This is a genomic window from Saccharothrix sp. NBAS 001, assembly GCF_056640475.1.
The window spans coordinates 1,865,753-1,886,816 of record NZ_CM153251.1 but is presented as its reverse complement, the minus strand read 5'-3'; the positions used below and the strand labels follow the sequence as shown (position 1 = coordinate 1,886,816).

At 75.2% G+C, this 21,064-nt stretch carries 14 protein-coding genes; 9 read left to right on the top strand and 5 right to left on the bottom strand.

Features of this window, described 5'->3' with window-relative positions:
- Nucleotides 1–204: 204 nt before the first annotated feature.
- The 3 genes from AC0HI0_RS08270 to AC0HI0_RS08260 are packed head-to-tail and all read right to left on the bottom strand — an operon-like array spanning nucleotide 205 to nucleotide 5,059.
- Nucleotides 205–831 (bottom strand): proteophosphoglycan 5, encoded by a 627-nt coding sequence (locus AC0HI0_RS08270; RefSeq protein ID WP_480931687.1) that lies wholly within the window; start codon nucleotides 829–831, stop codon nucleotides 205–207.
- A gap of 45 nt (nucleotides 832–876) precedes the next feature.
- Nucleotides 877–2,034, bottom strand: coding sequence for an FAD-dependent monooxygenase (locus AC0HI0_RS08265; protein WP_480931686.1), 1,158 nt, complete (start codon nucleotides 2,032–2,034; stop codon nucleotides 877–879).
- A 52-nt stretch (nucleotides 2,035–2,086) separates the two neighbouring features.
- Nucleotides 2,087–5,059 (bottom strand): AfsR/SARP family transcriptional regulator, encoded by a 2,973-nt coding sequence (locus tag AC0HI0_RS08260; protein ID WP_480931685.1) that lies wholly within the window; start codon nucleotides 5,057–5,059, stop codon nucleotides 2,087–2,089.
- 91 nt (nucleotides 5,060–5,150) lie between these two features.
- Between AC0HI0_RS08260 and AC0HI0_RS08255 the strand changes: the two genes are divergently transcribed.
- The 6 genes from AC0HI0_RS08255 (at nucleotide 5,151) to AC0HI0_RS08230 (ending at nucleotide 15,562) form a co-directional block, all read left to right on the top strand.
- Nucleotides 5,151–8,747 (top strand): DUF4132 domain-containing protein, encoded by a 3,597-nt coding sequence (locus AC0HI0_RS08255; RefSeq protein ID WP_480931684.1) that lies wholly within the window; start codon nucleotides 5,151–5,153, stop codon nucleotides 8,745–8,747.
- 15 nt (nucleotides 8,748–8,762) lie between these two features.
- On the top strand, nucleotides 8,763–9,845 hold the full coding sequence (locus tag AC0HI0_RS08250; protein WP_480931683.1) for an ATP-binding protein: 1,083 nt from the start codon (nucleotides 8,763–8,765) through the stop codon (nucleotides 9,843–9,845).
- Nucleotides 9,845–12,163, top strand: a complete 2,319-nt coding sequence (locus AC0HI0_RS08245; protein ID WP_480931682.1) for a DUF5682 family protein — start codon at nucleotides 9,845–9,847, stop codon at nucleotides 12,161–12,163. The genes AC0HI0_RS08250 and AC0HI0_RS08245 overlap by 1 nt, the downstream gene beginning before the upstream one ends.
- Nucleotides 12,160–13,263, top strand: coding sequence for a VWA domain-containing protein (locus AC0HI0_RS08240; protein WP_480931681.1), 1,104 nt, complete (start codon nucleotides 12,160–12,162; stop codon nucleotides 13,261–13,263). Before AC0HI0_RS08245 ends, AC0HI0_RS08240 begins: the two co-directional genes overlap by 4 nt.
- Nucleotides 13,263–15,146 (top strand): SWIM zinc finger family protein, encoded by a 1,884-nt coding sequence (locus AC0HI0_RS08235; RefSeq protein ID WP_480931680.1) that lies wholly within the window; start codon nucleotides 13,263–13,265, stop codon nucleotides 15,144–15,146. The genes AC0HI0_RS08240 and AC0HI0_RS08235 overlap by 1 nt, the downstream gene beginning before the upstream one ends.
- A gap of 68 nt (nucleotides 15,147–15,214) precedes the next feature.
- A complete protein-coding gene (locus AC0HI0_RS08230; protein WP_480931679.1) occupies nucleotides 15,215–15,562 on the top strand; it encodes a hypothetical protein in 348 nt (115 codons plus the stop codon).
- A 1-nt stretch (nucleotide 15,563) separates the two neighbouring features.
- Here AC0HI0_RS08230 and AC0HI0_RS08225 read toward each other — a convergent pair whose 3' ends face one another.
- Together AC0HI0_RS08225 and AC0HI0_RS08220 are read right to left on the bottom strand one after the other, a co-directional pair.
- Entirely contained in the window at nucleotides 15,564–16,283 is a 720-nt protein-coding gene (locus tag AC0HI0_RS08225) for a leucine-rich repeat domain-containing protein (protein WP_480931678.1), read from the bottom strand.
- 96 nt (nucleotides 16,284–16,379) lie between these two features.
- A complete protein-coding gene (locus AC0HI0_RS08220) occupies nucleotides 16,380–17,336 on the bottom strand; it encodes a DUF1152 domain-containing protein (protein WP_480931677.1) in 957 nt (318 codons plus the stop codon).
- Between the two features lie 203 nt (nucleotides 17,337–17,539).
- On the opposite strand from AC0HI0_RS08220, the gene AC0HI0_RS08215 reads away from it, so the two are divergent.
- The 3 genes from AC0HI0_RS08215 to gad all read left to right on the top strand — a co-directional run bounded on the left by AC0HI0_RS08215 (nucleotide 17,540) and on the right by gad (nucleotide 21,062).
- Complete coding sequence (locus AC0HI0_RS08215) at nucleotides 17,540–18,706, top strand: hypothetical protein (RefSeq protein ID WP_480931676.1); 1,167 nt, start codon at nucleotides 17,540–17,542, stop codon at nucleotides 18,704–18,706.
- Nucleotides 18,707–18,799: 93 nt separating this feature from the next.
- Nucleotides 18,800–19,648, top strand: a complete 849-nt coding sequence (locus AC0HI0_RS08210) for a class II glutamine amidotransferase (RefSeq protein WP_480931675.1) — start codon at nucleotides 18,800–18,802, stop codon at nucleotides 19,646–19,648.
- 67 nt (nucleotides 19,649–19,715) lie between these two features.
- Nucleotides 19,716–21,062: a glutamate decarboxylase gene (gene gad, locus AC0HI0_RS08205; RefSeq protein ID WP_480934266.1), complete on the top strand. Its 1,347-nt coding sequence runs from the start codon at nucleotides 19,716–19,718 to the stop codon at nucleotides 21,060–21,062.
- The last annotated feature ends 2 nt before the right edge of the window (nucleotides 21,063–21,064 follow it).

The following is a 21,064-nucleotide window of genomic DNA, read 5'->3' as shown; positions in this document are numbered from 1 at the left end:
TCCCCTCCACCGGGTACGAAGGACGTTAGGTGGACGGGAGGGTGGAATCTTGACTCTCCCTGCCAGGCTCGCCTGCGGGGTCCACTGTGGACGGGGCGGGCGATGGACGAGCGCGGCGTGACCGCCGGTCACGCAGGTGGTGCGCGGGGTGGGCGGAGCACGGCCGCAGCCGCCCGCCCGGTCACCTACGGCCGCTGAGCCGACTCACGCATTGCCCGTCCGGGCGCGGAACCTGCGCGCGGCGGCCGTGCCCGCCGCCACGTCCCAGCTGCGCCCGACCACGGCCGCCACCTGCTCCTCGGTGACGTCCGCGTCGGCGGCGACCAGCGCGGCGACCGCCGCCGGGTCGGCCACGCCGTCCGGCGCGTCCCGGGTGAACTCCACGATCAGCTCGCGGCAGCGCAGGTCGTCGGCGGCGGGCAGGTTCACCGAGTCGAACCCGTCGTCCAGGTCGTACGGGGCCCGCCGCCACCCGCCGTCCTCGAAGCCGTACACGAAACCGACCCACGCGCCCCGGGCGAGCGTCGAGCGGACCGGGCCCGCCCACCACGGCGGCGCGCCCGCGAGCAGGTCCGTCTCGGGCTCCTCGAAGTACTGGGCGGAGGTCGCGTAGTAGGTCTCGGAGTACTCGTGGTCGTGGCCGAGCAGCACCGCCCGCTCCCCGATCAGGTGCAGGTCCGCCCAGTTGCCGCCGCCGTCGTCGTAGTGCCAGACCGGCCCGTCCGCGTGGCAGGTGTCGCCCCACCCGCGCGCCGCGCACACCGCGGCGAACGCCGCCCACCGCCCCCGCATCCGCCGGGGTTCGGGCAGTTCCACCTCGACCAGCGCCACCACGTCCTCCTCAGCCCGGTGTGCCGACCAGCGTAGACGGGTGGTTCAGGCGCGCACCGGCAGCGGGTAGTGCGGCAGGTCGGGGTCGGTGGCCAGCCAGTCGGTCGCCTTGAGCATCGCGCGCATCATCAGCCGCGAGTTGAACATCGCGTTGCGCAGCCGGATCCGGGACCGGCTGCCCGGCGCCAGGAACGGCCCGGCGTTGGCCTTGCGGGCGACTTTCGTGAGGCCGCGCATCCGCTCCTCGTACCGGGCGAACGCCACCCGGTGGTCGCCGTCGGCCGAGGCCAGCTCGCCCGCCAGCACGTACGCGCCGACGATCGCCAGGCCGCTGCCGAACCCGCCCAGGGTGTTGCCGTACCCGGCGTCGCCGAGCAGCGCGACGCGGCCCTTGGCGTACGTGGTGGTCTCCACCCGGCTGATCGAGTCGAGGTGCACGGAGGTCGCGTCGCCGAGCGCGGCCACGATCTCCGGCAGCCGCCACCCGCCGCCCCGGTAGGCCTCGCGCAGGACGTCGCGCTGCGCGGCCGCGTCGTACCGGTCGTAGGTCAGCTCGTCGGCGGCGAACACGAAGAATGCCGGGGCCTTGGGCCCGCCGATCGCCACCATCCGGCCCGGTTCGTTGTACATCAGCGCCTGGTCGCCGAAGTCGCCCAGGTCGACCAGCGCGTAGTAGTGGCCCAGGTGGCGGACGTGGTCGCGTTCCGGGCCGAACGCGAGCCTGCGGACCGCCGAGTGGATCCCGTCCGCGCCCACGACCAGGTCGAACGTGCGCGGCGCGGACCGCTCGAAGGTGGCGTGCACGCCGTCCGGGGTCTCGGTCAGCGAGGTCACCGCGTCGCCGAACACGTACTCGCAGGCGTCGGCGGTCCGCTCGTGCAGCAGGTCGGCCAGGTCGCCGCGGCGGATCTCGATCGCGCCGCCGGTGAACTCGCCGGGCATCACCGCGAGCCGGCGGCCCTCGCCGTCCACGATGGTCTGGTCGGTGCCGCCGGTCTGGCGGGCCTTGATGTCGTCGAGCAGGCCCATGAGGGTGAGCACGCGTTCGTGGGTGGGGCCCTTGAAGTCGACGGCCTGGCCGCCGGGGCGCGTGGCGGACGCCTTTTCCACGACGGTGACCGTGCAGCCGAGCCGGTGCAGCCAGTGGGCGAGCGCGGGGCCGCCGATGCCCGCGCCGGAGATGAGGACCGTGGTGTTCTTCATGGCCCAGAGCTTCGACAACGCCGTTGACAGTCCGTCGACACTCCGCTGACAGTCACGCACCGGACGCTGTCAGGGCCTCCTCGCGGCTCATGGCCGCGCCGCGCGCGTAGGCGGCGGCGAACGCCTCCGCGCCGATCTCGGCGCGTGCCGCGTCCGCCACCCGTGCCACGTCGGGGTCGCCCGCCCGCGCGGTGCCGCGCAGCGCGACCGCGACGCCGAGCAGCAGGGCCGCCCGGTGCGCCGGTTCGACCTCGGCCCGGCCTTCGACGGCCGCCGCCAGCTCGGCCCCCAGCAGCGGCGACCGTGCGGCGCGCAGCGCCCGTGAATGCAGTTCGGCGGCCTCCGCCGGGTCGTCGGCGAGCCGGCCCAGCGCGGTGAGGGTCCGGGCGGTCCGCCACTGCGCCCCGCTCTCCTCGACCGCGAGGGCGCGGGCCAGCAGGTCGGCGGCGGCATCCCGGTCGCCGGTCAGCCGGGCCACCTCGCCCAGGCCCAGCAGCGCCTCGGCGGAGGGCCGGCCGAACCTGGTCGCCGCCCGGCCGAACTCGGCGCGCGCCCCCTCCACGTCACCCTGCCGGACCAGGCAGCGGCCCCGGTGGCAGAGCAGTTCGGCGCACTCCTCGGCCGCGCCCAGCCGCTCGTACATGGCCAGCGCCTCGGCCCACCTCCCGTGCGCCAACGCCCACTCGCCGCGCCAGCCCGCGACCTGCGCCAACCAGTCCAGCGACTGCGCGCTGCCCCACCGCTCGCCCAGCGCCCGGAACGCCGCGAGCGCGCGGAGCATGACGCGCTCGCCCTCGGCCGCGCCGCGGTCGAGCACCGCGATCAACGCCTCGCTGAACAGGCCCAGCGCGAGGTTCCACGGGTCGTCGCCGAGCAGCACGCCCGGATCGGCGTGGGGGTCGTCGGGCGGCCCGGCGAGCATGCCCCACAGCGCGATGCCGAACGGGTACCGCAGCCGGGCCAGCTCACCCGACTCGACGATCCGCCGCGCCCGTTCCCAGTGTTCGGCGGCCGGCTGCGGCCAGGCGTGGACCACGCAGCTCACGTACTCCTCGGCCAGGCCGGCGGGCACGTCGCCGTCCAGCAGCGCGGCGGCGATCTCACCCGCCTGCGTCCGCCGTCCGCTGAACCACCAGTACGCCGCGAGCGCGGCGACCAACCGCATGCCCGTCTCGCGGTCCGCGTCGCGCAACGCGGCCATCAGGTTGTCGTGCTCGGCCGACAGGCGCGCCAGCCACGTCAACTGCTCCGCGCCGCGCAGGTGCGGATCGGCGCGTTGGGCCAACGCGAGGTAGTAGGCCGCGTGGGCGCGCCTTACGTCGCGTTCCTCGGTCTCGTCGAGTTGTTCCGCGCAGAACAGCCGGATGGTGTCGGACATCCGGTATCGGCCGTCCGCCACGGTCACCAGCGACCGGTCGACCAGGTCGGCGAGCACCTCGTCCGCGTCCTCGACGCCGCACACCTCTTCCACGGCGGGCAGCACCGCGCCCGCGAACACCGAGAACCGGCGGGCCAGCACGCGTTCCCGCTCGCCCAGCAGGTCCCAGCTCCAGGCCACCGCGGCGTGCAGCGTGCGGTGCCGCGCGGCGGCCGTGCGGTCGCCCCGGGACAGCAGCCGGAACCGGCCGTGGCCGGCCAGCCGCTCGGCGATCTCGGCGACGGTGAACTGGCGCAGCCGCGCGGCGGCCAGCTCGATCGCCAGCGGCAGGCCGTCGAGCGCGGCGCAGACCGCCACGACCGCCTCGGCGTTGTCGGCGGTCACCGCGAACCCCGGCCGCACGGCCGCCGCCCGGTGCGCGAACAGCCGCACCGCCGGGTCGTCGGCGGTCGCCGACGCCAGCGGCTCCAGCGGCAGCAGCGTCTCGCCGGTCAGGCCCAGCGGCTCGCGGCTGGTCGCCAGCACGCGCAGCCGGGGGCACCGGGCGAGCAGGGCGTGGGCCAGCCCCGCGACGTCGGCCACCACGTGCTCGCAGTTGTCCAGCACCAGCAGCAGGTCTTGGTCGAGCGCGGCGACCAGGCGTTGCACCGGGTCGGTCCGGCCAGGCCGGAACCCGGACTCGCGCACCCCCAGCGCGGCCAGCACCGCGAGCGGCACGGCGTCGCCGGCGGCCACGTTCGACAGGTCCGCGAAGCACGCCGCACGGCCCGCGCCGGCGGCGAACTCGACCGCCAGCCTGGTCTTGCCGGTGCCGCCGGGGCCGAACACGGTGACCAGCCGGGCGTCGGTCGCGGCGAGCCGGGCAAGCTCGGCGTCCCGCCCGACGAAGCTGGTCAGCTGCGCGGGCAAGGTGCGACGCGGGGCGGGTTCCTCCGCGCGCAGCACGGCGAGGTGCGCGGCGGCCAGGCCGGGCGTGGGGTCGGCACCCAGTTCGTCGGCCAGCAGCCGCCGTGCGTCCTCGAACTCCGTAAGGGCTTCCGCCGTGCGGCCTTCCGCGTGCAGAGCGCGCACCAGTTGCTCGCGGAACCTCTCCCGCAACGGGTGTGCGGTGACCAACGCGCGCAGCCGGGCGACGGACGTGCCCTCCGGTGACGCCGATTCGGCGTCCACCAAGTCTTCCGTCGCGGCAAGGCGGAGTTCCTCCCACCGGGCGGCCTGCGCGTCGCCGTGCGGGAGGTCGGCCAGCGCCGTCCCGCGCCACAGCCCCAGCGCCTCGCGCAGCACGCCCGCCGCGTCGCCGACCCGGCCGGCGGCGAGCAGCGCCCGGCCCTCGCCGGCGAGGCGTTCGAAGACGTGCGCGTCCACGTCCTCCGGGTCGACCGCGATCCGGTAGCCGTTGCCGGAGAACTCGACCAGCCCGCCCGGCAGCGCCCGGCGCAGCCGCGACACCTGCGCCTGCACCGCGTTCACGGCCTCGGCGGGCGGGTCGTCGCCGTACTGGCCCTCGACCAGCCGGTCCAGACTCACCACCCGGCCCGGGGTCAGCAGCAGCATCACCAGGACCGCGCGCGGGCGCGGGCCGCCGACCGGGAGCACCTCCCCGTCCGCCGACCGGACCTCCACCGGGCCGAGCACGCCGAATCGCACGCCGGCGATTGTCCTCCCCCGCTTGCGCGCCGGACTGTCGTACCCCTGCCGTAATGTCCGCCGCGACCGGATCGAGAGGGGAGCTGAGGACGTGCGCAGGTGGGAACTCGTCGGTGACGGGTCCGCGAAGTTCTGGGAGATCGGGCAGGACGGGGCGAGCGTCACCGTCCGGTTCGGACGGATCGGCGCGGAGGGCCAGACGAAGGTCAAGGACCTCGCGTCCGAGGCCGCCGCGACCGCGCACGTCACCAAGCTGATCGCGGAGAAGGAGCGCAAGGGCTACGCGGAACCCGCCGCCGTCGCCGCACCGTCCACACCGGCCGCCGCACCGGCTCCGGAAGGGACGGTCGCGCAGGAGTCCACCGCCGGCGTGAGTGCGGCGGCCGCACCGGAACCGGCGGTGATCACGCCGTCACCCGCCGTGGAGGTCGACGAGGACGCGCTGGTCCTCCCGGACCGCTGGCGCGCCGGTGTGTTCCCCCGGCGCGGCGGCGGCCTGCCGTCGACGGTGAAGCCCGCGCCCAAGGCCGCCGGGCACCTGCGCGCGTCCCTGGCCGCGAAGCCGGAGATGGTCCGGGCGATGCTGGAAGACCGCAAGACCGAGCCCGCCCTGGCCGAACTGCTCACCGAGTACCTGGACGGCCGGGTCACCCCGCTCGGCGCGGCGGTCGCCGCCGCCGCCCAGGCCCACGTGCACGGCGGGAACGCCGCCGACGAGGGCCGGCTCGTCGCCGACGACCTGGTGCTCTCGCACGGGCTGCCGTTCGCCGCCGAGGTGGCGGTCTCGCTCGGGCTGGTGCGCGCCGAGTGGCGCACCAAGCTGGGTGACGACTTCCGCTCCCTGCTGTTCTCCTCCCGCCAGCACGTGCCCGACCACGACGACACCCCGGTGATCGACCGGGTGCGCCGGCTGGTCGCGGCGGGCGACGAGGAGGACGCGGTCGCCGCGGCGATCGCGCCCCTGCGCACCACCACGTGGACCAGGCTGATCGCCACGTTCCTCGCGCCGTCCCGGGCGGACTGGGTGGACGAGGTGCTGGCCGAGGTCAAGGGGTTCACCCGGAACTGGGCGTCCTACCGGATGGTGGTCTGCTCGGTGAGCACCGCCGACCAGCTGGCCGTGGTCGTCGAGCACGACCAGCTGGCGAAGGAGCTGCGCAAGCCGGCCGTGCTGCGCACCCTGGTGGACGGCGTCGGCCCGGCCTCGGCCCCGACCTTGGCCCGCCTGCTCGACGAGACCGAGTCCTGGGAGCGCGACTACCGCAAGCTGCTGCTGGAGACGCTGGCCGTGCTGCCGTCCGACGAGGCGTTCGACCTGCTCGCCGACCGCGTCGACCGGCCGGGGGTCGAGCCCGCGCTGATCGAGACGGGCAAGCGGTTCCCGCGCCGGGCGCTGCGCCTGCTCGCGCCGCGCGCCGGCCGCCCGGCCCTCAAGCACCTGCTCTACGGCCAGGTCGTCGCCCACCCCGAGCTGGTCGCGGAGCTGCCCGACGACCTCCGCGCGGCGGTCGCCGAGGTCGAGGCCGAGTACCGGGAGGTCGCCGAGATCGGCCCGGAGGGGCTGCCGGAGCTGCTGGTGCGTCCGCCGTGGACCCTCCCCCGCACGGCCGTGAAGCAACTGGTGGTGAAGGGCCTCGAAGTGCCCGCCGACGGGTCGGTGGAGTGGCTGCCGGGCGAGCACGAGGCGTGGTCGGCCACCAAGGAGACCAGGTTCACCCACAACGGCGGGGCCTGGCGCAAGCTCGCCGACGCCTACCGCACGGACAAGATCAGCTGGCACCACGAACTCGCGCTGATGGTGCACGGCCCCGAAGACCTGGTCCGGCCGCTGCTCCCGGAGTGGCGGATCGGCTACGTCTGGGAGTTCGAGAACGCCGGCCGGATCCTGGTGTCCCGCTACGGCCTCGACGCCCTGCCCGGCGTCCTGCACGCGGTGAAGTCGAACCCCACCCCCGTCCACGCGGAGTTGTTGATGCCCTTCGCCGAGCAGCGCGTCGCCCACCTGATGGCGGACTGGCTGCGGCTCAAGACCGTCCGCCCGGTGGCGGCGGCGTGGCTGCGCCGGCACGCCGACGACGCCGCCCGCTACCTGGTCCCGACCGCCGTCGGCGCGACCGGCGCGGCCCGCCGGGCGGCCGAGGCGGGCCTGCGGGTGATCCCGAAGCAGGCGCTCGCGGCGGCCCTGGCATACGGCCCGGAGGCCGAGGCCGCGATCGACGCCCTGGTGTCGCTCGACCCGCTGCACGCGCTGCCCGCGAAGATGCCGGTGCCGGGCGAGTGGGCCGACGCGTCCCTCCTGCCGCAGATCCTGGTCGCCGGGCGGCAGCGGGCCCTGCCCCGCACCGCGTCCGCGCACGTGGTGATGATGCTGGCGCTGTCCCAGCCGGAGGCGCCCTACGCGGGCCTCGACGTGGTGCGCGAGCTGTGCGACCCGAAGTCGCTGGCCGACTTCGCGTGGGCGGTGTTCGAGCGCTGGCGCTCGGCCGGGCTGCCGCCCAAGGACGGCTGGGCGCTGTCCGGGCTGGGCCTGCTCGGCGACGACGACGCCGCCCGGGGCCTCGCGCCGCTGATCAAGGCGTGGCCGGGCGAGGCGGGCCACGCCCGCGCGGTGACCGGGCTGGACGTGCTGGCCGCGATCGGTACCGACGCGGCGCTGATCCAGCTCAACGGCATCGCGCTGAAGTCCAAGTTCAAGGGCCTCAAGCAGCGCGCCCAGGAGAAGATCGCGGCGGTCGCCGCCGAGCGCGGGCTCGGCGCCGAGCAGCTGGCCGACCGGCTGGTGCCGGACTTCGGGCTCGACGACGCCGCGACGCTGACCGTCGACTACGGGCCCCGGCAGTTCCTGGTCGGGTTCGACGAGCAGCTCAAGCCGTTCGTCGCGGACGCCGACGGCAAGCGCCGCAAGGACCTGCCCAAGCCGGGCGCGAAGGACGACCAGGAGCTGGCCCCGGCCGAGCACAAGCGGTTCGCGGCGCTGAAGAAGGACGTGCGGGCGGTCGCGGGCGACCAGATCTCCCGGCTGGAGACCGCGATGGTGATGGGCAGGCGGTGGTCGGCGGCCGAGTTCGGGGAGCTGTTCGCCGGGCACCCGCTGCTGTGGCACGTCGTGCGCCGGCTGGTGTGGATCACCGCCGACGGGCGCGGCTTCCGGCTCGCCGAGGACCGCACCCTGGCCGACGTCGAGGACGAGGCGTTCACCCTGCCCGACGACGCCGAGGTCTCGATCGCGCACCCGCTGCGCCTGGGCGACGAGCTGGCGGCGTGGTCCGAGGTGTTCGCCGACTACGAGATCCTCCAACCGTTCCCGCAGCTGGGCCGGCCCGTGCACCGGTTCACCGACGGGGAGCGCACCTCGACCCGGCTGGAGCGGTTCGAGAACGTGCCGGTCCCGGTCGGCCGGCTGCTCGGCCTGACCAAGCGCGGCTGGGCGCGCGGGACGCCCATGGACGGCGGCGTGGAGTGCTGGATGCTGCGCCCGCTGCCCGGCGGCGGCACCGTGGTGGCCAACCTCGACCCGGGGATCGCGGTCGGCGTGGTCGACATGTTCCCCGAGCAGAAGCTCTCCGAGATCTGGGTCAACGACGGCGACGGCGGCGACTGGAGTCCGCGCGGCAGCCGCAGGTTCGGCGAACTCGACCCGGTGACCGCGTCCGAACTGCTCGCCGAACTGACCTCGCTGACCAGCTGAGCCCGGAGAACCCCGATGTCGGACCACGCAAACCTGCAACGACCACCCGCCGAGGTGCGGTTCGCCGACGAACTGGCCCGGCTGCGCGACACCGACCGGGCGCACCGCCCGCCGGGGTGGGCGCTGAGCCTGGAGGCCGCGCGCCGGTTCGTCGTCGGCGACGAGGCAGCGGGCATCAGCCGCAAGTTCGTCGGCGACCCGTCGCTGATCGACCGGTCGCTGGTGACCTTGGCGACCAGCCGGGGCCTGATGCTGGTCGGTGAGCCCGGCACGGCCAAGTCGCTGCTGTCCGAGCTGATCGCGGCGGCGGTGTGCGGCGAGTCGACGCTGACCGTCCAGGGCGGCGCGGCGACCACCGAGGACCAGGTCAAGTACTCGTGGAACTACGCCCTGCTGGTGGCCGAGGGCCCGACGCCCCGGTCGCTGGTGCCCGCGCCGATGCTGCGCGGCATGGCCGAGGGCAAGGTGGTGCGGTTCGAGGAGATCACCCGCTGCCCGCTGGAGGTCCAGGACTGCATGCTGTCGCTGCTGTCCGAGCGGGTGGTGGCGATCCCGGAGCTGCCCGGCGCGGACGGCATGGTGTTCGCCCGCGACGGGTTCAACGTGATCGCCACCGCGAACACCCGCGACCGGGGCGTGAACGAGATGAGCGCCGCGCTCAAGCGCCGGTTCAACTTCGAGACGGTGTTCCCGATCGCGGACTTCGGCACCGAGCTGGACCTGGTGGAGCGGGAGGCCGGGCGGCTGCTGGAGCGGTCCGGGGTGGGCGTGCCGCCGCGCCGGGACGTGCTGGAGGTGCTCGTCCGGACGTTCCGCGACCTGCGCGGCAGCGGGCCGTCGCCGGCCGACCGGCTGTCCACCGTGATGAGCACCGCCGAGGCGGTGTCGGTGGCGCACGCGGTGGGGTTGCGCGGCTGGTACCTGCGCGGCGAGCCGGGCAGCGCTTCGGACGTGGTCGAGTGCCTGGCCGGGACGGCGGCCAAGGACAGCCCCGAGGACCTGGCCCGGCTGCGCCGCTACCTGGAGCAGCAGGTGCCGCGCCGCAAGGGCGCGCAGTGGCAGGAGCTGCACCACGCCCGTCACCGGTTGCCGGGCTGATGGCCGCGACGTTCCTCGGCGTCCGGCACCACAGCCCGGCGTGCGCCCGCCTGGTCCGCGAGACGATCGCGGACCTGCGGCCGGCGCACGTCCTGATCGAGGGCCCGTCGGACGTCAACGACCGGCTGGACGAGCTGCTGCTGGGCCATGAACTGCCGATCGCGCTCTACACCTACCACCGCGACGGTGACCGGTCGCACGCGTCGTGGACGCCGTTCTGCGACTACTCGCCGGAGTGGGTGGCGCTCACCGAGGGCCGCGCGGCGGGCGCGCAGGTGCGGTTCATCGACCTGCCCGCGTGGCACCCGGCGTTCGCCGACCGGGACAACCGCTACGCCGACGCGGAGGTGCGCTACGCCGAGGCGGTGGAGCGGCTGTGCCGGGAGTTCGCGGTGGACAACGTGGACACGCTGTGGGACCACGTGGTCGAGGCCGCCCCGCCGGAAGGTCTGGCCGAACGCCTCGACGCGTACTTCGACCTGGTCCGTGGCGACAGCGCGGCGGCTGAGGCCGACCAGGCCCGCGAGAGCTACATGGCCCGCTGGGTGCGCGCGGCCGTGGCCGCCGCCGGCGACCGCCCGGTCCTGGTGGTGACCGGCGGCTTCCACACCCCGGCCCTGCGCGCCCTGGCCGCCTCGCCGCTCGCCGTCGACTCCCCCGCCCGGCCGGCGGAGGGCACCGCCCGGCCCGCCGACCGGTCCGACCCGCCGGTGGGCGGAGCCGGGTGGCCGGAGGTGCCCAGGATCGCGGAGCGGGCCGGGGCGAGCTACCTGGTGCCCTACTCGCACCGGAGGCTGGACGCGTTCACCGGGTACCAGTCCGGGATGCCGTCGCCCGAGTACTACCACTGGCTGTGGACCGGCGGCGTCGAGGGCGCGGCGGCCCGGCTGCTCGAATCGGTGGTCGGGCGGTTGCGCGCGCGGAAGGTGGCGGTGTCCACCGCCGACCTGATCGCCGCCCGCACCCTGGCCGACGGCCTGGCCCGGCTGCGCGGCCACGACCACCCCGCCCGGGTGGACGTGCTGGACGGCCTGACCGGCGCGCTGGTCGCCGAAGACCTCGACGAGCCGCCGCCGTGGACCCGGCGCGGTCCGCTGCGCGCGGGCGCGCACCCGGCCGTGGTGGAGATGGTCGCGGCGCTCAGCGGCGACCGGGTCGGCCGGCTGCACGCCGACACACCCGCCCCGCCGCTGGTGTCCGCCGTCCACGCCGAACTCGCGGCGGCCGGTCTCGACCGCGAGGGCGTGCACCGGCTCGACCTCGCCCGGTCCGAGGACCGCGCGCGCAGCCGCGTGCTGAACCGGCTGCGGGTGCTCGACGTCCCCGGTTTCACCCGCGAGTCCGGGCCGCGCGGCGGCGGCGACCCGGACCTGGCCGAGCGGTGGCGGATCGCGTTCCACGCCCACCGCGACCCGGCCCTGATCGAGGCCGCCGCGCACGGTGCGACGACCCACGAGGCGGCCGGGGCGAAGCTCGCCGGGCTGGTGCCGGGCGCCGACCTGCCGACCCTGTCCGGACTGCTGTTCGACGCGGTCCTGTGCGGCGTGGCGGCGGTCTCCGACCGGGTGCTGGGCGTCCTCGCGGGCGAGGTGGGCCACGCGGGCGACCTGGCGGAGCTGGGCCGGGTGCTGGCCGACGTGCTGAGCCTGTGGCGGCACGACCGGCTGCTGGGCGTGGCGGGCGGTCCGGCCCTGGGCGAGGTGGTCGACTCGGCGGTGATCAGGGCGTTGTGGCTGGTCGAGGGTGTGCAGGGCGGTCCGGCCCCGGCCGAGCGCGGGAGGCTGGCGGCGCTGGTCGCGGTGCGCGACGCGGTGCGGCACGCGGCGTCGGTGGTGGGCGTCACGGCCGACAGCGCGGTCTCGGTGACCCGGCGGGTGAGCGCGGACCACCGGGTGCCGCCGGACCTGCGCGGCGCGGCGTTCGGGTTCGGCTGGTCGCTGGGGTTCCCGGTCGACGCGGTGGACGCGGTGCGCGGCATGGCGACGCCCGCGACCATGGGCGACTGGCTGGCGGGGCTGTTCGCGCTGGCGCGCGAGGAGGTGCTGTCCGCCGAGGGTGTGGTGGCGGTGCTGGACGAGGTCGTCGGAGCGCTGCCGGAGGAGGACTTCCTGGTGGCGCTGCCCGCGCTGCGGCAGGCGTTCGGGTACTTCCCGCCCGCCGAGCGGGAGACCGTCGCGCGGTTGCTGATGGGCCGGCGGGGTGTCGAGGGGTCGGCGCGGGCGCTGCTGCGCACGCAGGTCGACCCGGAGGTGGTGGCGCGGGCGCGGCTGCTGGAGGCGTCGGTGGAGCGGGTGCTGGTGCGGGAGGGTTTGGCGTGAGCGATCTGGAGCGCTGGCGGTTGATCCTGGGCGAGCCGGCCGGGCGGCACACCGGCCCGCTGCGGGACCAGGCGCGGGCCCGCGACTCGGCGCTGGACTGGCTGTACGCGCGCGACCCGGACCTGCCGCAGCGGGACGTGCGGTCCGGCGGCACCGAGGACTCCGCGCTGACCACGGTCGACTGGCTGGACGACATCCACCGGCTGTTCCCCAAGGAGACCGTGGAACGGCTGGAGCGCGACGCCGTGGAGCGGTACGGCATCACCGAGGTGGTGACCGACCCGGCGGTGCTGGAGCGGATCGAGCCCAACGCCGCGCTGCTGCGCGCGGTGCTGCGCACCAAGCACCTGATGAACCCGGACGTGCTGGTGCTCGCCCGGCGGATCGTCGCGGCGGTGGTGGCCGAGCTGATGCGCAAGCTGGCCCGCGAGGTGCGGCAGTCGTTCACCGGCACGAAGGTCCGCCGGCGCAGCAACTTCAAGCAGGCCCGCAACTTCGACTTCCGGGGCACGCTGCGGGCGAACCTCGCGCACTACCGGCCGGACACCGGGCGGGTGGCGATCGAGACCCCGCTGTTCCACTCCCGCGCCCGGCGGCACCTCGACCAGTGGCAGCTGATCCTGGTGGTGGACCAGTCCGGTTCGATGGCGGGCTCGGTGATCCACTCGGCGGTGACGGCCGCCTGCCTGTGGGGCCTGCCGGGCCTCAAGACGCACCTGATCGCGTTCGACACCACCGTGGTGGACCTGACCTCGGACGTGACCGACCCGGTGGAGCTGCTGATGAAGGTCCAGCTCGGCGGCGGAACGGACATCGCGCGGGCGATGGCGTACGCGGCGGGTCTGGTGGAGAACCCGCGCCGGTCGATCGTCGCCGTGGTCACCGACTTCTACGAGGGCGGCGACGAGCACCGGCTGGTCCGGGTGGTGCGCGGGCTGGTGGAGCAGGGCACGCACGTGCTCGGCCTGGCCGCGCTGGACGAGGACGCGAACCCCGTCTACGACCGCGACCTGGCGCAGCGGCTGGCGAACGTCGGCGCGCAGGTCGGCGCGATGACCCCGGGCCGGTTGGCGGAGTTCGTCGCGGAGAGGCTGGGCTGATGCGCGCGGACCTGCTCGCCCTCACCCCGGACGCGCTGAGCGCACTGGCCAACCGGGGCCTGGTGAAGCGCGCGACCAAGGAACTCGACGCGGGCGCGGGGCCCGAGGTCGCGGTGGCCGGCGACGGCACGGTGACCGGCCGGTTCCCGGACGGCGTGGAGTCGACGCTGCCGCCGGACGTGGCCCTCGGCGACGCCGGCTGCACGTGCGGCGCGCCCGGCGTGTGCCGGCACCGGATCGCCGTCGTGCTGGCCTACCAGCGCACGGGCGAGTCGGCCGGGTTCACCCCGTGGTCGCCGGGCGCGGTCACCGACGAGGCGCTCACGGCGCTGGTGGGCGAACGCGTCATCGCCGCCGCGCGTCGCGCGCAACGCGCCGGGTACCCGGTGAAGCTGACCCGGCCGTCCGCCCAGGACCCGGTGGCGACCGCCGAACTCCCGTCCTGCACGGTGAAGTTCCTGGTGCCGGACGACCTGGGCTACGTGCACACCGACGCGGTGGCCGCGAAGCGCGACGAGGTGCTGGTGCTCGCGGTGTGGGCGTTCCGCGAGGCCGACGAGCGCGGGCTCGCCGGCCCGGAGCCCCAGTTCGACGTCGGCGGCGCGCCCGAGCCGGCGGCGGACCTGGCCCCGGTGCTCGACCTGGCCGAGCGGCTGCTGCGCGACGGCGCGGTGCACACCACCCCCGTGCTCGACGCGGCGCTGCACCGCGCGCGGGCCGATCTCGTCGCGGCCGGCCTGCACTGGCCGGCGGCGGCCGTGGACGACCTGGCCGGGCAGATCGACGCCTACCGCGACCGCAGCGCACGCCACCACCCGCAACGCGTGGCCGAGCTGATCACCGAGCTGTACGCCCGACACCGCGCGACCGGCCGGCGTTCGCAGGTGCTCGGCACCGACGAGGCGGCCGAGACGCCGCTGCGCCGCGTCCGGCTCACCGCCCTGGGCTGCCGCGTGCGCGGCGCGCAGGACGAGCGCACCGCCGAGGTGTTCTTCGCCGACGGCGCGTCGGTGCTGGTGCTGCGCCACCGCTGGCCGGTGGGCGAGGACGAGCACCCGACCGGCCACGACCTGGCGGGCCGCCGGCTGGCCGGTGCCACGCTGGGCGCGCTGGCGGCGTCCACGGTCGTGTCGGAGTCGGCCGCGCGCAGCGCGAGCCGGGTGGTGCGCCTGACGTCGAGCCGGGTGTCCAAGACCTCCATCACCCCGGTGGCCCGCTCCTGGGCGACCTTGACCCCCGCCGTCCTGAAGGAGGATCTCGCCGAGGTCGCCGAAGCGCTGCGCGACCTGCCGCCGAGGCTCGTCCGCCCCCGGGTCGAAGCGGAGACCGTGCGGGTGGTCCGGATCGGCGAGGTGCGCCGAATCGGCTACGACCCCGGCGCCCAGCGGCTCGACGCGGAGATCGCCGACGTCCACGGCCACCCGGCGACGATCTCCGCGACCCACCGCGGCACCAGCCCCGCCGCCCTGGACACCCTGGCGACCGCGCTGGCCGACGACCCGACCCACCTCAGCGGCGCGCTGCGCCGGGTGCGCGGCGGCCTGGTCATCGACCCGATCGCGGTCCTGGCGTCGAGCGGTGTGGTCGTCCCGGACCTGGCCGCCGGCGGCACGGCGCGGCTGGACACCCCCGCCTGGGATCCCCCGGACCCGATCACCGCCGCCCTGGACGAAGCCCTGACCGCCACCGCCGAGGCCGCCCACCGGGGGTTGGACCACCTGCCGGGCAGCGTCCGCGCCCGCCTCGCCGACGCCGCCACGGCCCTGCGCCGGGTGGGCCTGACCACCGCCGCGACCACCGTGGACGCCCTGACCACCACCCCCGACCCGGAGACCTGGCTGACCGCACAGCTGCGCCTGCTCACCGCGGCGGAACTCCACTGACCACGACCGCTCGCCACCTCGCCGATCGCCCTGCCCGGCCGATCGCCGTCGTGGGCATACTCGACCAGGTGGACATCAGGGTGAAGACCTTCGAGGCCGAGGCGAGTGCCCGGTTCGGCGCAATCCTGGACGGCCTGGGGTTCGCCGGCCCGGAGGTCGACCGCCGGCAGGACACGTACCCGCTCACGATCAGTCTTCGCTACCACCAGGCGGGCGTGGTGGTCGAGACGACCTTGCTGCTGGGGTACGCGGGCGAGGAGTACGTCCACACCAGCCTGGTGTGCGGCGAGAACGCTCCCGGCGGCCCCCGCCGGGTGGAGGTGGGCTCCGACACCGCCCACACCGGCTATCAGATGCGGCGGGCCCTCGACCGGCAGGCCCGGGCCGTGCCCGACCTGCTCACCGGCCAGGCCTGAGTCAGACGAGGACGACGCACCCCCGTCGGGCCAGCGCGTCGAGCAGGTCCGGGGCGGGTTCGACGTCGTTCCAGCGCAGGTCCAGCTTCTCCAGCGACGGCAGCCGGGCGAGCCACTCGGGCAGCACCGCGACGCGGTTGGACCGCAGATCGAGGTGCCGGAGGCGCGGCAGTCGCGCCAGCGACCCGGGAACCTCCGTGAGAGCGTTCTCACGGAGGTCGAGGTGACGCAGCTCGGCGAGTTCCGCGACCGATTCCGGCAGACCTCGCAGCCCGTTCCCGCGCAGCCACAACTCCCGCAGCGCGGACAGTCGCCCGATCGAGTCGGGAAGCCCGACCAACCCGTTGTGCTGCGCCCGCAGTTCGACGAGCGCGCGCAGTCCGCCGATGGCAGACGGGAGTCCGGTCAGCCTGTTCTCGTCGACGTTGAGGTAGCGCAACCCCGTCAGCCCGCCCAACGACTCCGGCAGCTCCGTCAACCGGTTGTCGTGCAGGTAGAGGAAATCGGTCAGCGCCGGCAACCCGCCCACCTCGTCGGGCACCTCGGTCAACGCGTTGTGCCCCAGGTCCAGCGTCCGCAGGCGGCGCAGCGACCCGATCTCGGACGAGACCGCCGTCAACCCGTTGTCCGCCAGGATCAGCACCTCGACCCCGGTCCGCCGCCACACCTCCTCCGGCACCACCCCGAGGCCCTGCCGCCACAGGTTCACCACCCGCTCCACGCCGCTCCCCCCGACCCCGATCCCGACCATTTCGACCCGTACCCCTTTGCACGACAACGAGTCCTTCCGCCTGACCGTCGCATGTGGACGACGAAGTCAGTGCGGGAACGCGCGGCGCGCTCGGCGCACGACCCCGTCGCGGTAGTCCTCGATCACCAGGGCCACGTCGTGCGCGGTCCTGGTGTCGCGCAACAGGTCCAGGTATCCGACGGACGCGGCCAGAGCGGGCAGGTCGACGGTGAAGTACACGCCCATCAACGGGTTCACGAACAGTTCGCTGCCCGTGGTGCGTTCGGTGAACGACACGTTCCCGAACTCGCCGCGCAGCGCGGCGGCGATCTGGCCGTTGACGATGCTGGGCCGGTCCGGCGTCTCGGCGTGGGCGTGCGCCACGGCGTCGAGGTAAGCGGTGGCCTCCGGTGACGCGGCCGGGATCGACAGCGCACCCAGGTACCCTCCCGCGCGGTCCAGGGCGGCGAGGTTCTCCAGGACGTGCGCGTGGCACACGCCGTGGTAGGCGTCGATCCCGAAGCCCAGGCACACCACCAGCCGGTCCACGCCGTCCAGCGCGGCGACCGCCGCCAGGCTCGCCATGTCCTCGTGCGGCGTCCCGATGCCGGCCTCGTCGCCGCGCATGAGGATGTCCGTCCCGCCGTCCACGAGCACCACCGCGTCCACGTCGAGCCGCCGCACCAGCTTGCGGTACGCGGCTTTCAGCGGGCGGACGCCCGTGCGCGGGAACGCGTACACGGTGGCCGGCAGGTCGCGGCCGGCCAGCCACCGGGCCAGGGTGCGCTCGGGGAAGTAGTGGTCGCTGCCCGCGCTGTCCGGGCCGACGGCGGCGAGGTCGGGCGCCACCCAGTCGTCCAGGTCGAGCCGGTCGAGGTCGCCGAACGACAGGTTCGCCAACTCCACGCGTTTGCCCGCCGCGCGCAGCGCGAACGCCAACGGCAGCCCGGCGTAGACGTCGAACCCGCCGCCCGCCCCGGCGATCAAGACGCCGGACGCGGACTTCAGGCGGGCGAACAGGGGCGGCTCGGCCAACGAGAACACCCCGCCAGCCTAGATCGACCCGCCGCCCGCGCGAACACCGCGAGCCCGGCGGGCGGCGATTGCGCAAACCCCGGGGGAACACCGGGCGGGTGCGGTGAAGGGCTGGTGAAACCGGCTCGAACAGCGCGTTTCCGCTGCTAGCGTGCACGGGGAGACCGGAGTGGCCCGGTTCGGGGACGGCCCCGTCCGGGGAGGAGGCGCACGTGGTGGGCAACGGAGGTCTGCGCCGGACCTCGGGCGGACTGGCGGTGGTCGGTGCGGTACTGGCCGTCGTGCCAGGGTCGTCGGGCGCGGTGGCGGTCCGGGTGCCGGCGCACACCGACCTGGGCACGTTGCCCGGCGACGTCTGGAGCAACGCGGTCGCCGTCAACGAGCACGACGTCGCCGTGGGGTCGTCCGGCGGGGGCGGGGCCTACCAGGAGACCGCGGTGCGGTGGGACGCCGAGGGCGTGATCTCGGCGCTGGACCCGTTGCCGGGGCACGACCGCTCGGTGGCGAACGCGGTCAACGACGCGGGCGTCGCCGTCGGCCTGTCTGCGGTGTTCAGCGCGCCGCGCGCGGCGGTCCGCTGGGACGCCGGGGGAACCGCCACCGCACTGTCCACCCCGGACGGTTTCACCTACGGGATCGCCTGGGACGTCAACAACTCCGGCTCCGCCGCCGGGCACGTCGGCGGGTCCGGCACGCGGGCCGTGCGCTGGGCTCCGGACGGCACCGCGACCCTGCTGCCGCTGCCGCCCGGCCGGACCCGGTCGCTGGCGAGCGGGATCACCGACCGGGGCGTGGTGTACGGCAGCGTGATCGACGACGACGGCAGCGGCGAGCCGGTCCGCTGGGACCCCGACGGCACGGTCACCGCGCTGCGGGCGCTGCCCGGCGACGGGGCCGCCGGTGTGGCCGCGGTCGGCCGGCGCGGCACGCCGGTCGGCGGCTCGGTCACCGCGTTCCGCTGGTCGCACGCCGTCCGCTGGGACGCCGCGGGCGCCCCGACCGCGCTGGGCGAGCTGCCCGGCCACACCGACAGCCGCGCGGCGGCGGTGAACGACTTCGACGTGGCCGCCGGCTACTCGCACCAGGACGACGGGCGCAAGCGCGCGGTCCGCTGGGACCGCCTCGGCGCGGTCACCGACCTGGGCGTCCTGCCCGGGTACGCGCACAGCGAGGCGGTGCGGATCAACAACGCCGGCCAGGTCGTCGGCGTGGTGGAGGACGGTCGCGGGCTGCGCGTGCGGGCGGTCCGCTGGGCGCACGACGGCCGGGCGGTCGAGCTGCCGACCCCGCCGGGCACCGCGCGCAGCCGGCCGGCCGACGTCAACAGCCGGGGCACGGTGGTCGGCCGCGCCGGCGACCACGCCGCCCGGTGGCGCTGAGCCGGAACACCCGAACGGGGGCGCACGGCCGGCGGCGGGGCGCGGACGGTGCTTGGCTGGCGGGGTGACCCGTTCACCCCTCGGAGGTGCGTGATGTGCCGGCTGTTCGGGCTCTCCGCCGCACCGCTGCGCGTGCACGCGGCGTTCTGGCTGCTGGAAGCGCCGGACAGCCTGGCCCGGCAGAGCCGCCGCGAGCCGGACGGCACCGGGCTCGGCTGGTTCGACGCCGACGGCGCGCCGCACGTCGACAAGCAGCCGATCGCCGCCTACGAGGACGAGCGGTTCGCGCGGGACGCCCGTGAGCAGCAGTCCACGACGTTCCTCGCGCACGTCCGCTACGCCTCCACCGGCGGCCTGGACACGCGCAACACCCACCCGTTCGAGCAGCACGGCCGGCTGTTCGCGCACAACGGCGTGCTCGGCGACCTCCCCCGGCTGGAGGCCGAACTGGGCGACTACCGCGACCTGGTCGCCGGGGACACCGACTCGGAGCGGCTGTTCGCCCTGATCACCAAGCACGCCGACGCGCTCGGCGACGTCGGCGAGGGCATCGCCGCCGCCGCGCGGTGGGTCGCCGACACCCTGCCGGTGTACGCGATCAACCTGGTCCTGACCACGCCGACCGAGCTGTGGGCGCTGCGCTACCCGGACACGCACGACCTGTTCGCGCTGCACCGCGAACCCAACGGGCGGCACCTGGAGCACGCGAGCGCGGCCGGCCGGATCCGGGCCCGCTCCGGGGAGCTGGCCGACCACCCGGCCGTCGTGGTCGCCACCGAGCGGATGGACGAGAACCCGCGGTGGCGGCCACTGCTGCCGGGCGAGCTGCTGCACGTCGACGGCGAGCTGGGCCAGACCCGCCGCACGGTCGTCGACCACCCTCCGCGCCACCCGCTGTCCCTGGACGCGCTCGGCGCGCACGCCGCCGCGTCCCAACGGTGAAAGGCGAGAACCCGTGCCGCTCGACCACCCGCCGGACTCCGGCCGCGACCACGTGTCGATCAACCCCGTGTTCACCGACGAGCCGGCCCGGATCCCGCGCAACCGGCTCCCGGACGGCGAACTCGACGCCGACACCGCCTACCAGGTGGTGCACGACGAGCTGATGCTCGACGGCAACGCGCGGCTCAACCTGGCCACCTTCGTCACCACCTGGATGGAGCCCCGCGCGCGGGCGCTGATGGTGGAGTGCTTCGACAAGAACATGATCGACAAGGACGAGTACCCGCGCACCGCCGACCTGGAGCAGCGGTGCGTGCGGATGCTCGCCGACCTGTGGCACGCGGCCGACCCGGACCACGCGACCGGCTGCTCCACCACCGGTTCCAGCGAGGCGTGCATGCTGGCGGGCCTGGCGCTCAAGCGCCGCTGGCAGCACCGGCGGCGGGCGGCGGGCCTGCCGACCGACCGGCCGAACATCGTGATGGGCGCGAACGTCCAGGTGTGCTGGGAGAAGTTCGCGAACTACTGGGACGTCGAGGCGCGGCTGGTGCCGATGTCGGGCGACCGGTTCCACCTCACCGCCGACGAGGCGGCGGCGCGCTGCGACGAGAACACCATCGGCGTCGTGGCGGTGCTCGGCTCGACCTTCGACGGCAGCTACGAGCCGGTCCGCGAGATCTGCGCCGCGCTGGACGCCTTCCAGGCCACCACCGGGCTGGACGTCCCAGTGCACGTGGACGGCGCGTCCGGCGCGATGGTCGCCCCGTTCTGCGACCCGGACCTGGTGTGGGACTTCACCCTGCCGAGGGTCGCGTCGATCAACACCTCGGGCCACAAGTACGGCCTGGTCTACCCCGGCGTCGGCTGGGTGGTGTGGCGCGACGCCCGCGCGCTGCCCGACGACCTGGTGTTCAAGGTCGACTACCTGGGCGGCGAGATGCCGACGTTCGCGCTGAACTTCTCCCGCCCCGGCGCGCAGGTCGTCGCCCAGTACTACACGTTCCTGCGGCTGGGCCGGGAAGGGCTGCGCCGGGTCCAGCGGTACTCCCGCGACGTCGCCGCCGACCTGGCCGCGCGGATCGCCGGGCTGGGCGCGTTCCGGCTGCTCACCGACGGCACGCAGCTCCCGGTGTTCGCGTTCACGCTGGCCGACGGCGAGCACGGCTACTCGGTCTACGACGTCTCGGCGGCGCTGCGGGAGCGGGGCTGGCTGGTGCCGGCGTACCGCTTCCCGGCCGACCGCGAGGACCTGGAGGTGCTGCGGATCGTGGTGCGCAACGGGTTCACCCACGACCTGGCCGACCTGCTGCTGGAGGCGCTGACGAGCGCGCTGCCCCGGCTGCGCGCGCAGCAGGCCCCGCAGCGCGGCCCCGAGTCCGCGTCCTTCTCCCACGGCGCGGCCTCGCCGGGCTGACC

Bases quoted from the DNA above. Each gene is read 5' to 3' on its own strand.
- AC0HI0_RS08265 (WP_480931686.1), bottom strand. From the start codon at position 2,034: ATGAAGAACACCACGGTCCTCATCTCCGGCGCGGGCATCGGCGGCCCC.
- AC0HI0_RS08250 (WP_480931683.1), top strand. From the start codon at position 8,763: ATGTCGGACCACGCAAACCTGCAACGACCACCCGCCGAGGTGCGGTTC.
- AC0HI0_RS08245 (WP_480931682.1), top strand. From the start codon at position 9,845: ATGGCCGCGACGTTCCTCGGCGTCCGGCACCACAGCCCGGCGTGCGCC.
- AC0HI0_RS08235 (WP_480931680.1), top strand. From the start codon at position 13,263: ATGCGCGCGGACCTGCTCGCCCTCACCCCGGACGCGCTGAGCGCACTG.
- AC0HI0_RS08210 (WP_480931675.1), top strand. From the start codon at position 18,800: ATGTGCCGGCTGTTCGGGCTCTCCGCCGCACCGCTGCGCGTGCACGCG.